The sequence below is a fragment of the Enterococcus ratti genome (assembly GCF_001886195.1).
Lineage (GTDB): Bacteria > Bacillota > Bacilli > Lactobacillales > Enterococcaceae > Enterococcus_B > Enterococcus_B ratti.
In genome coordinates this window covers 15,862-27,727 of record NZ_JXLB01000009.1, presented here as the reverse complement: position 1 = coordinate 27,727, position 11,866 = coordinate 15,862, and the positions used below count along the sequence as shown (strand labels likewise).

The 11,866-nt window shown below is 35.6% G+C and carries 7 protein-coding genes; 2 read left to right on the top strand and 5 right to left on the bottom strand.

The genetic code is table 11. The features are described 5' to 3' along the window. Positions 1-53: 53 nt before the first annotated feature. The 4 genes from rpoD to RV14_RS05595 all read right to left on the bottom strand — a co-directional run bounded on the left by rpoD (position 54) and on the right by RV14_RS05595 (position 6,581). Positions 54-1,163: an RNA polymerase sigma factor RpoD gene (gene rpoD, locus RV14_RS05610; protein WP_071855316.1), complete on the bottom strand. Its 1,110-nt coding sequence runs from the start codon at positions 1,161-1,163 to the stop codon at positions 54-56. 23 nt (positions 1,164-1,186) lie between these two features. Continuing rightward, positions 1,187-3,025 (bottom strand): DNA primase, encoded by a 1,839-nt coding sequence (gene dnaG, locus RV14_RS05605; RefSeq protein ID WP_071855315.1) that lies wholly within the window; start codon positions 3,023-3,025, stop codon positions 1,187-1,189. A 192-nt stretch (positions 3,026-3,217) separates the two neighbouring features. Beyond that, positions 3,218-5,554 (bottom strand): cation-translocating P-type ATPase, encoded by a 2,337-nt coding sequence (locus tag RV14_RS05600; protein WP_071855314.1) that lies wholly within the window; start codon positions 5,552-5,554, stop codon positions 3,218-3,220. A 394-nt stretch (positions 5,555-5,948) separates the two neighbouring features. Then, positions 5,949-6,581 carry a lysozyme family protein gene (locus RV14_RS05595; RefSeq protein WP_071855313.1) on the bottom strand — a complete coding sequence of 211 codons (633 nt, stop codon included), beginning with the start codon at positions 6,579-6,581 and terminating at the stop codon, positions 5,949-5,951. 211 nt (positions 6,582-6,792) lie between these two features. On the opposite strand from RV14_RS05595, the gene RV14_RS05590 reads away from it, so the two are divergent. Both RV14_RS05590 and mprF read left to right on the top strand, forming a co-directional pair. Next, positions 6,793-7,509: an alpha/beta fold hydrolase gene (locus tag RV14_RS05590; RefSeq protein WP_071855312.1), complete on the top strand. Its 717-nt coding sequence runs from the start codon at positions 6,793-6,795 to the stop codon at positions 7,507-7,509. 21 nt (positions 7,510-7,530) lie between these two features. After that, positions 7,531-10,119 (top strand): bifunctional lysylphosphatidylglycerol flippase/synthetase MprF, encoded by a 2,589-nt coding sequence (mprF, locus tag RV14_RS05585; protein ID WP_071855311.1) that lies wholly within the window; start codon positions 7,531-7,533, stop codon positions 10,117-10,119. A 505-nt stretch (positions 10,120-10,624) separates the two neighbouring features. On the opposite strand, the gene tuf is transcribed toward mprF, so the two are convergent. Next, the gene (gene tuf / locus RV14_RS05580) at positions 10,625-11,812 is read right to left on the bottom strand and encodes an elongation factor Tu (protein ID WP_071855310.1); all 1,188 of its coding nucleotides are present in this window, start codon (positions 11,810-11,812) and stop codon (positions 10,625-10,627) included. Between the last annotated feature and the right edge of the window lie 54 nt (positions 11,813-11,866).

Here is an 11,866-nt window from a genome sequence, read left to right as displayed (position 1 = left end):
ATTTTATCTCCAACTTTTCAACAATAAAAAACTCTTCAGACAACCCTTTTAGTTTACTCTAAGAAATCTTTTAACTGTTTGGAACGTGATGGATGACGTAGCTTTCTTAATGCTTTTGCTTCAATCTGTCGGATACGTTCGCGAGTCACCCCAAAAACTTTTCCTACTTCTTCAAGAGTTCTTGTGCGTCCATCATCTAATCCAAAACGCAAGCGAAGAACATTTTCTTCACGATCAGTTAGCGTATCTAACACGTCTTCTAATTGCTCTTTCAATAATTCATAGGCTGCATGTTCTGCCGGACTTGTTGCTTCCTGATCTTCAATAAAATCTCCAAGATGAGAATCATCTTCTTCACCGATAGGAGTTTCCAAAGAAACTGGTTCTTGCGCAATTTTTAGTATTTCTCGTACTTTTTCTGTAGGAAGATCCATTTCTGCACCAATTTCTTCTGGTGTCGGTTCTCTTCCTAAATCTTGCAACAACTGACGTTGAATGCGAATCAATTTGTTGATCGTCTCTACCATGTGTACAGGAATACGAATTGTACGAGCTTGGTCAGCAATCGCACGCGTGATTGCCTGTCTGATCCACCACGTTGCATAAGTAGAGAATTTAAACCCTTTACGATAATCAAATTTTTCAACAGCCTTCATTAGTCCCATATTTCCTTCTTGGATTAAATCAAGAAACTGCATGCCACGACCGACATATCTTTTCGCAATGCTAACCACCAAACGAAGGTTTGCTTCAGCTAAACGTTGTTTTGCCTCTTGATCACCTTCTTCGATTTTTAAAGCTAACGCTACTTCTTCTTCCGCAGTTAAAAGGGACACACGGCCAATCTCTTTTAAATACATACGAACTGGATCGTTGATTTTTACTCCAGTTGGCGCAGATAAATCATCTGTTTTAGCTTGCTCTGCTTTTTTTTCTGCATTTCTTAAACTATAGATGGATGGATCACCATTTTCATCAACCACACTGATCCCCGCATCTTCCACTTGTTGAATCAATTTATCCATTTCGTCTGCATTCAATGTGAATGGTGTTGCCAGTTTATTTGAAAGATCATCATATACTACTTGCCTTTTTGGTTTATTTTCTTTGATAAAAGCTGCTAGTGCTGCTTCGTACTTTTTATTTTCTGTTACATTTGCCATAAAAGAAGGCCCCCCTTGAGTAGCTACTCGGCTTGTTTTAACTGTTTTATTAAATTCATGATTTCAATTGTCAATTCCAATTCTAATTGTTTGTTGCCAGTCCTTCTGGCTTCTTGCTGCTGTTGCTTTTTTATTGCTATTTCCTCAGCTAAACTAGAATGACCAATTACACGCAACAAATCTTGGATTTCTCTTGGCGAGCTTTCTTCTGCTACACGCAAGTACTCAATTTCCACCACTAAACGCCTTAAATTATCATCCTGCAAAAAGTCTAAAAAATCTGCAAGTTTAAATTCTTCCTGTTGGGATACAAACGCATCAAATAAAAAATAAATTTCTGCGTATGTATCATGAGCAAACTGAAACTGCTGTTCTTTAAGAAAATTGCGAACAGAAATTTCCTTAAACACACGATATAAAAGCATTTGCTCTGCTTTTTCCACCTGCGTTAACGGTCTTTTTTTTGTTACTATAGATCGTGAAATCTGTGGTTTTACTACCCTTGAGTGTTCGAATTGCTTCGTTTGATTTTTTCTGCGAAGTTCACGTAATTGTTTTTGCATGGTTTCTCGACTAACGTGAAATTCAACAGACAACTGTGAAAGATACATATCTTGTTCAATCGGTGAAACTACCTGACTAAGTTCCTTTATTACTTCTTCTAAATATTCAATTTTATCTTTTTCATTTTCTAAATTTTTTTCTTGTTTCAAATAACGGCACTTAAAAGTAAAGACTGTTTCACGACCATGAGAAATCAATTCATGAAACGAATCATTTCCATACTTGCGTAAATATTCATCCGGATCAAGTCTTTCTGGAAAAATAATAATCGACAACGGCAGTCGACTCGTTTGTCTGAGCAACTCAATTCCTCTGTTTGTCGCCTCAAAACCCGCTTTATCGCCATCATAACAAAAAACCAGTTCTTTCGTTAATCGCTCAATATGCTGGATCTGTTGATTCGTTAAGCTTGTTCCCATGGAAGCTATGCCATTTTTTATGCCCGCTTGCCAAGCTGCAATCACATCCATAAATCCTTCAAATAACAGCATCTCACCGCTTTTTCGAATCGCACTCCGCGCCTTATCTAAATTAAACAACAGCTGTCTTTTATTGAACAACTCCGTTTCAGGACTATTCAAATATTTGGGTTGATCTTTTTCTCTTCCATTTTTCGACGCAAGCCATCGTCCAGAAAAACCAATCGTCCTTCCTTGAGGATTATGAATCGGAAACATCACTCGTTGATAAAAACGATCAGATAGTTTACCATCTTCATGTAAAATAAACAGACCCGAGCGTTCCAAAACTTTTTGGTCGTACGGTTCTTGTTGAAATACTTGTTTCAAAAATGCTCGTTCATTTGGCGCAAACCCTATCTTAAATTCTTCAATTACTTCTAGCGTTAATCCTCGTTGCAATAAATAATTTAACGCTTGCTCTCCTACTTTTGTATGAAGTAGCATGTGATGATAAATATCTTCAGCTTTTTCATGCGCCGCCATCAACTTCCCATTGATGGAATCACTCATCTCTAAAGGGAAAGTTTGTTTTCGCCACTGTTCTTCTAATGGAATTTGCTCAAAATCAGCCACTTTTACTACCGCTTCTGGGAAACTAAGTCCTTCTAATTCTTGAAGAAATGTAAAAACATTCCCTCCTTTTCCACAACCAAAGCAATGAAAAATCTGTTTATCTTCAGCAACTGAAAAAGAAGGCGTTCGCTCTTCGTGAAACGGACACAAGCCTAAATAGTTCTTGCCAGACTTTTTTAATTGAACGTATTGTCCAATTACTCCAACGATATTCGTTTGACCACGAATATTTTCGATAACTTCTTGAGGAATTCGCCGAGCCATTCTTTCACCCCCCGTAAGAACTAATTGGCATCTGTTTGAAAGAGGCCTCAGGAGAATAACCGGTAAAAAATCGCACTAACGGATATCAGTGCGATTTTAAAGGACACAATTATACGTATTTCATTTTATCATAATTCTGTCTTTTTTCAAGTATAATCCTTTTTCTTCTCCTACTTCTTCTATGCTCACGGATCATCTCGCTGTTGCAAACTTATCTAATAGATAATCTTGAATGTTAGCTTTCCAATAAAGGAGTCGCAGCAAAATGTTCATGAACATAATTCCTATAAAGTATGGCCATGCTGTTCCTAATCCGAGATTAACTTCTAATAAATGATAAAAAAGCATAGCGGCTACATAGATACCGATAACAGTCGTAATTGCCAAAAAAATACGTAACGAATTAAAAGGATAACAAGCCTTGATTACTGCCATACAACTAATTCCAATTAATAAATAATACATTAAAGTCGTTGTTTGTAAGAACGTAAAAGGCAAAACTTTTCCTAACATATAAACAACTGCAATATTCAATACAACTAATAAAGCATTTGGTAAAGCATTAATTAAAGCAGTTGGAAGATAACGATAGGTAATTTTCCTTTTATCTTGTTCAAATGATAAGAAGAAAGAAGGATATCCTTCAATCGCTAAATCAATCAAAGTGATTTGGATAGGAATAAATGGAAATCCTATTGCAGTTATCGCACATAAAATGGATAAAACGAAGGAATAAATCGTCTTAATGAAGAAAACTCCTGACACTTTCGTGACATTGTTGACTACACGTCGTCCTTCAAATAGGACTTCTGGCAAAGTAGTAAAATCAGAATCCAGCAATACTAAATTGGCAATTTGTCGTGTTGCTCCATCTCCTTCAGCCATTGCAATACTACAATCTGCTTCTCGTAATGCCAAAACATCATTGACACCATCACCTGTCATCGCGACTGTACGCCCGCTTTTTCTTAATTCATTTACTAGGATTTTTTTTTGTTGAGGACTAACTCGACCAAATACCGTATATTGATGTGCAGATTTGCGAACGTCTTCTTCTTGCGTCACAGTTGAAAGATCGATGTAGGCATCATAATTGGGCAACCCCGCACGTCGAGCAATATTTGAAACAGTAAACGGATTGTCACCTGAAATGACTTTTAAGTCCACCCCTTCTGCATGCAAATAAGTCAAAGTTTCTTCTGCATTTTTACGAATAGGATCATCAATTTCAAATAAAGCAATGGGTTCGACTCCTTGAGGGGCTTCTTCAGTTAATGGTTGGCCAGCAGCGACTCCTAACATTAATACGCGATATCCTTTCGCTTGAGCTGCTCTTAAACTTTCTGGCAATCGTTTTGTTTCAACTAAGCGTTCAGGCGCTCCAATATAGATCACACCTAATTCAGGAAATTCCATTGCTCCCCACTTTCGATCCGAAGAAAAAGCTAATTTTTTCGTGACGTTATAGCGATTGGATAAATCAAAATACTCTCTGAGCGCTTGCATCGTAAGATTATTGTCACTGCTTTCTGCCAGATAAGTACCCATAATTTCCGGAATTGCTTTTTCATATTCTGAATGAAGTGCTTCTACATGTTGAATACTCATTTTTCCTTCCGTAATTGTCCCTGTTTTATCTAAACAAAGGGTGTCTACGTGAGCGAGAGTTTCAATAGAATACATATCTTGTACTAAAATCCTTTTTTTGGCTAATTTAGTCACACCAGTAGTCAGTGCAATACTAATCAAAAGAACCAACCCTTTAGGAAGCATTCCTAGTAAAGCCGCTGCTGAAGCAATGACAGAAACCTTAATAGAAGCGTCTCGAATAAACAGCGCTTCTAAAAATAAAATAATTCCTAGCGGAATGATAACAAAACTAGTAAATTTTGAAACTTTTCGAATCGAATCCACCAGTTCTGAGTGAATTGCTTTATGCGTTTTTGCTTCACTAGTCAATTGAACCGCATAATTATCTGCCCCAACACGAATTGTTTTTGCAAAGACTAATCCGCTTGTTAAAAAACTACCAGAGAGTAATTCGTCGCCGGCTGTTTTTACGATTAAATCTGATTCACCTGTTAATAATGCTTCATTTGCTTCGGCACGCCCCGAAATCACTTGTAGATCAGACGGTATCTGTTCTCCAGCTCCAATTTTAACAATATCATCCAAAACTAATTCTTTTGTTGCAATTGACTGTTCTTTACCATCACGAATGACTCGAACTTCTGATTGCGAAACAATTGACAGTTTTCTTACTAGATTTCTTGCATGTACTTCTTGGTAAATACCAATAACAATATTTACTACAATTATAGCAAGATAAGCCATATTGGAGTAAGCACCTACAAATAGCAAACATACTCCGATACCAAAATTCAAAAAATTAAATAATGTTAGGATGTTATCGCTAAAGATTTGCTTCGTACTTTTCGAGGCATCCTCTTGATAGTCATTTTGTTGACCATAAGCAATTTTTTGATTCACTTCTTTCTGAGTAAGTCCTTTTATTTCTTTATTCTCCATTTTTCGCCAACTTTCAAAAAATAATCAACATCTTTAAGTCTAGCTTCTTCTACCGTTAAAAACAACACATTTTTTATAAATTTATACTGCTTAAAAAATTCTGATGCTAGTTCGACTCTTTTTTAACCGAATTTCTTTGAACCATGTTTTTTATTGCTCACTCGTTCAAAGCTCTGATACACGAAAGGTTGTAAAATTCTATGAAAGAGTAGCACATTCTTAAAAAAAGAGCGCGTAATTTGGTCTATTTTTCCTACCATTCATCCTATTTTGTACTATCAACTAATTGAGGAAAAAAGAAAACATGTAACAAAGAGAGCTCTTTTTTTCATTGGTTTTAACACTTAGAATCCGCAAAGAACGCTTAAATCTGTTCAGTTTACTTGTTCAAACCTTATTTCCATATTTTCTCGTATAAATCAATGAAATCTTCATTCACACTTACTACTTTTGAATAAAACATGTTGCCGCCATTATGATAGAGATATCCACCATTATAAAGCAGCGATTGAATTCGCCAATAGCGATAAGTTGTTTTTTCTTCATTTCCTAATAATGGACTTAATACATCTTTTGAATATTCCTCTGCTATTTCCAATGTATTTATTCCACCGCGTTTCTTAACATACACAATATAATCTTTACCAAAATTATAGGATTGAATGGCCGTACTGAGATCACATCCTTGTTTTTTCGCTTCTTTAATCATTTCTGCTAAATATTTTACGCCTTGATTGATGCTGTTTTTCGGTTGATCAATCATACTTGCTTTTCCATAGGTACTTTCTGAACTTTGCATCAAATCTACACCTTTTCCTTTTGACTCAGTCAGAATAATTGCCTTTACTAACGATTCATACTTCTCCATCTGATATTTTTTAACAGCTGCTGTTATTTCTGGTTGATATTTTTCTACACGTTTGATGGATTGATAGGTCTTTCCTAGAAAAATTAATAGCCCGGCAGTCACAATCACAACGAATACAGAGAGTATTTTCTGAAAAACAGATTTTCTTTTTTTCTTCATAAACATTCACCTAGTTATTTTGACGTCTTTTTTTATCTTACTATGTATTGCCGCTCTTGGCTATTTCTTAGTAAGTTTTTACTACTTTCCTTAATAAAAAATGAAATTTTTAAATATTTTTGCTATCTTACGAAATTGATCGCTGTTTTTTGAGAAAAACAATTGCTCTTATAGGAGAATTATCGTTATACTTTAAGCAGTAGGTGATTATGTGAAAAAAGAAAAGAAATATGCAAAAATGACTGATGGAACACAAATTTATTATGAAAAAATTGGGAGCGGCGCACCACTTTTTTTGCTTCATGGAAATGATGGCAGCAGTCGCTTTTTTTCAGAACAAGTACCTGTCTTTAAACAATTTTATACCGTTTATCTCATTGATAGTCGTGGTCATGGTCGCTCAACGAATCAAGCCAATACGCTGTCTTTTCGTTTAATGGCACAAGACCTTTACACCATCATGCGAATAGAAAGGATTAAAAAAGCGAACATTCTTGGCTTTAGTGATGGAGCAAATCTCGCCTTAGTCTTTTCAAGTTATTATCCTGAAAAAGTACAACGACTGATACTAAATTCAGGGAATACCTTAGTTAAGGGAGTATTGTTTTCTGCTAGATTTCTTAGTTATTTGCATTACATGGGCATGTGGCTATTCTCTTTAGTTTGCCCTTCCTTTAAAAAAAATTTATTGGTGATCAAATTATTACTAACAGATATTGGTCTTTCGACTGCTGATTTAGAAAAAATTCAATGCAAAACGCTGATCATTGTAGGAAAAAAAGATGTTATCAAATTGAAACACTCTCTATATTTGGCAAAAACGATTCCTAATGCTTCTTTTGTTCTCGTAAAAGAACAAGGACATCAATTAGCCAGAAAAGATCCACGACGTTTCAATCAAGAAGTTCTTGATTTTTTGTCTGAATAAAAAAGAATAGTAGGTGATTTTTTGTTAAAGCAAACCTTGCAATGGGTAAAGAACCATCTCGGTCTCTTTAAAACGATATTTTTAATTTCAGTAATCGTGATTATCATAAGCGAATTGATTCGAATAGGAAAAACATTATCGGCAGAACAATTAGCCGCAACATTTGAAACAATTCCCGTGTGGAAGACAGTTTTGATGCTGCTTATCGGTTTATTATCAGTTTTGCCAATGATTGGTTATGACATCATCCTCAATCAGTTATTGGGTCAAAAACCTAAAAAAAATTATCTATTTGAAACAAGTTGGTTGATCAATACCATCAATAACGTCGCAGGATTCGGTGGCTTTGTCAGTATCGGTTTGCGATCTGAATTATACGGCCATAAAAAAAACAGCAAACAGCTCATGCAGGCTTTATCCAAAATATTTTTATTTTTAATGGCTGGTCTTTCTATCTACAGCTTAATTTCCTTTTTTATGGTTTTTTTTACTCCTGTTTCGCCTTTTATTAAACAATATTGGATTTGGTTAATTGGCGGTGGCTTATACTTTCCCATTGTCTTTCTTGTTACTACGTTGAAAAAAGATGGATATATTGGCGGACTTTCTTTAAAAACACAATGTCAATTACTTTTTGTTTCAGTTTTAGAATGGTCTGGCGTCTTATTTACTTTTCTTGCAGTAGGTTCGCTTATGGATATTAACGTCGATTTGTGGCAAACCATTCCGTTGTTTATTGCTGCTTCAGTTATCGGAATTGTATCAATGATTCCCGGTGAAATTGGAAGTTTTGATATTATGATGATCATTGGGTTATCCGCCATCGGTGTTCCAAAAGAAACAGTAGTCGTTTGGATTTTGCTATATCGTGTATTTTATTATATTATTCCATTTTTGATCGGAATTATCTTTTTCTTTAAAACGATTGGTTCAACTTTCGACCAACGCTACTCTGGAATTCCAAAACAACTTGCCACCGAGCTAGCTCATAAAATCGTTGTCATCCTTTTATATTTTTCAGGGATCATGCTGGTTCTTTCCGCGACTATCCCGCAAGCTTTTACAGAATTTCGCTGGCTGCACAGTCTAAATCCATTGAGACTCCATCTTATTATGCAATTTCCGAGTATTTTATTAGGTTTTTTATTTGTGATCATGGGACGCGGAATTGCTGCTAGAGTCAAAAGAGCTTATTGGCCAACCATTTCATTGATTTTTCTTGCATGTGCATATGTAACAATCATTGATTTTAGCATTACAGCAATTATATTTTTGTTGGTGCTTTTGTTAATCGTCTTCGCTTCTAAAAACGAACTTTTTCGCGAACAAATCATTTATTCTTGGGAATGGCTGACAATCGACGGAGGAATCATCGGGGCCCTATCGCTACTTTATATCATCATTGGTGTCTATAATTTGCCTACTTTTCCTCATCGAAAGCATTATTTTATTTCATTCTTTTTATTTCCCTCTGAAAAGATTTGGTTGTCTGGTTTACTGGCCATCATTGCAGTAAGTTTTATCATCATCCTTTTTGTCCGCTTTTTACAAGGAAAAAAACAGCAAGTCGGTGAAACTTTTAACGAGGAAAAAGCGTCCACGCTGCTAAATACATTTGGGGGAAATTCAGATAGTCAGTTGATTTTCTTAAAAGATAAACGAATGTTTATTTATGAAAAAGACCAAGTTGAAACGGTGATGTTACAGTTTTCTTGTTATAACAACAAGTGCATCGTAATGGGAGATCCTTCCGGAAAAAAAGAAGATTTTCCGGCAGCAATTGAAGCATTCATTGAAGAAACGGATCGTTTATGTTACTTACCAGTCTTTTATGAGACCAGCGAAGAAATGGTGATGATCTTACATGAATTTGGCTATGACTTTATTAAAATGGGAGAAGAAGCCTATGTAAACTTAAATCATTTCACAACTTCAGGAAAAAAAATGAAAGGTACTCGTGCAGTCTTAAATCGGATCGAACGAGAAGGTTTTACTTTTGATGTCTTACAACCACCGTTTTCTGCTGAACAAATGGTTATATTTAAAACTATTTCTGACAATTGGCTAGGTTCACGAAAAGAAAAAGGCTTTTCATTAGGCTTTTTCTCTGAAGATTATTTACAGCGAGCACCAATTGCAGTCGTAAAAAACGATCAAGAAGAAATTGTTGCCTTTGCTACGATTATGCCTACTTATACCAACAATCAAATAGGAACAATCGATTTAATGCGCTATGATCCTAAAAAAGCTCCTTCTGGTAGTATGGATTTCTTATTCTTACATTTATTTAACTATATGAAAGAAAAAAAAATACATTGGTTCAACCTTGGCATGGCTCCTTTATCCAATGTAGGAACTTCCAGAAAAAGTTTTTTACAAGAGAGAATTGCTTATCTCGTTTATGAATTTGGCTCACATTTTTACTCTTTTCATGGACTTAGAGAATACAAAAGCAAATATGCTACGAATTGGGTTTCACGTTATACTTTATATTCTAGAAGCAGCTGGATTGCCTACGTTATGATTGCATTGCTAATTATTGACAATGCGTCTGTGGAACCTTCATCAAATAAAAGACGTGGTTTAAAAAGATGGATAAGAAGAAAATAGGAACCAAAACTTTCTTTTTCGTGCGTAAAATTGACTACACAATTGAAGACTCAAGTTTAAGAAAACATTTTGTTCTTGGTCATGTAGTCTTTTTAAAAGTAAAAGTGACAAAGTAGATTTTTTTGCATATATTTTTCATTGCTTTTAAAAGAAAGAACTGTTGAAACACACGATGGATGTTTAAAAAAATGGACAATTTTCTTTATGTCTTTTAAAATTGTTGAAACTATTCAAACTATTTATATATATCTTACCTTACTATTAGTTAAACAAAAAATACAATTCTTGATGGTAGCCGTCTCTTCAAAAATAAAAATTTTAATTGATAGATGGTTTTCACTAGTCAATAACTATCTGCTGATTTAAAGTTTAATGCCCCCTCCTCTTTTTTTAGCAACAAACAAGTGTGGACAATTCTTAAAAATAAAGAATTGTCCACACTTTCTAATTAATAAGTCCATCGTTTATAGCAATCTGATAGTACCCTATATTTTAGAGCGCTTTTTTATGCTTCGATTTGCGTAACGATACCTGAACCAACAGTACGTCCGCCTTCACGAATCGAAAACGTCGTTCCATTTTCAACAGCGATTGGATGGATCAATTCTACTTCGATCGTTACATTATCGCCCGGCATAACCATTTCTGTATCTTCTGGTAAGGTAATCGTTCCCGTAACGTCTGTTGTACGGAAATAAAATTGCGGACGATAGTTATTGAAGAACGGCGTGTGCCGTCCACCTTCTTCTTTCGTCAACACATAAACTTCTGCTTTAAATTTCGTATGCGGTGTAATAGAACCCGGTTTAGCAATCACTTGTCCACGTTCAATATCATCTCGCTGGATTCCACGCAATAATACACCCACGTTATCTCCTGCTTCTCCATAATCTAACGTTTTACGGAACATTTCTACTCCAGTCACAACTGCTTTTTGTGTCTCTGGTTTGATCCCAACAATTTCAATTTCATCTCCCACTCGAACAGCCCCTCGATCAATACGCCCAGAAGCTACCGTCCCCCGTCCAGTAATTGAAAAGACATCTTCTACCGGTAACAATAATGGCTTATCTGTATCACGTTCAGGTGTTGGAATATAGTCATCCACCGTATCCATCAATTCCATAATTGCAGCCTCAGCCTCTGCATCACCTTGCAATGCTTTTAATGCAGAACCTTTAATAACAGGTGTATCGTCACCTGGAAAACCATATTCACTTAATAATTCGCGCACTTCCATTTCTACAAGATCAATTAGTTCTTCGTCATCAACTAAATCTATTTTATTCAAGAATACAATCAAGTATTTTACCCCAACTTGACGAGATAATAAAATATGTTCACGCGTTTGCGGCATTGGCCCGTCTGTTGCAGAAACAACTAAGATTGCCCCATCCATTTGTGCAGCACCAGTAATCATATTTTTTACATAATCAGCATGTCCCGGTGCATCGATATGCGCATAATGGCGTTTATCTGTTTCATATTCTACATGGGCAGTGTTAATTGTAATTCCACGTTCACGTTCTTCTGGGGCTGCATCAATACTGGCATAATCTTGAGGATTTGCTAAGCCTTTTTTACCTAATACTGTAGTAATTGCAGCAGTCAACGTAGTTTTACCATGATCGACGTGTCCAATGGTTCCAATGTTTACGTGTGGTTTACTTCTGTCATAGTGTTCTTTTGCCATAATTAACAAACCTCCTAATAATTTAGAGCTTTATAACGCTCATTAATATTTATT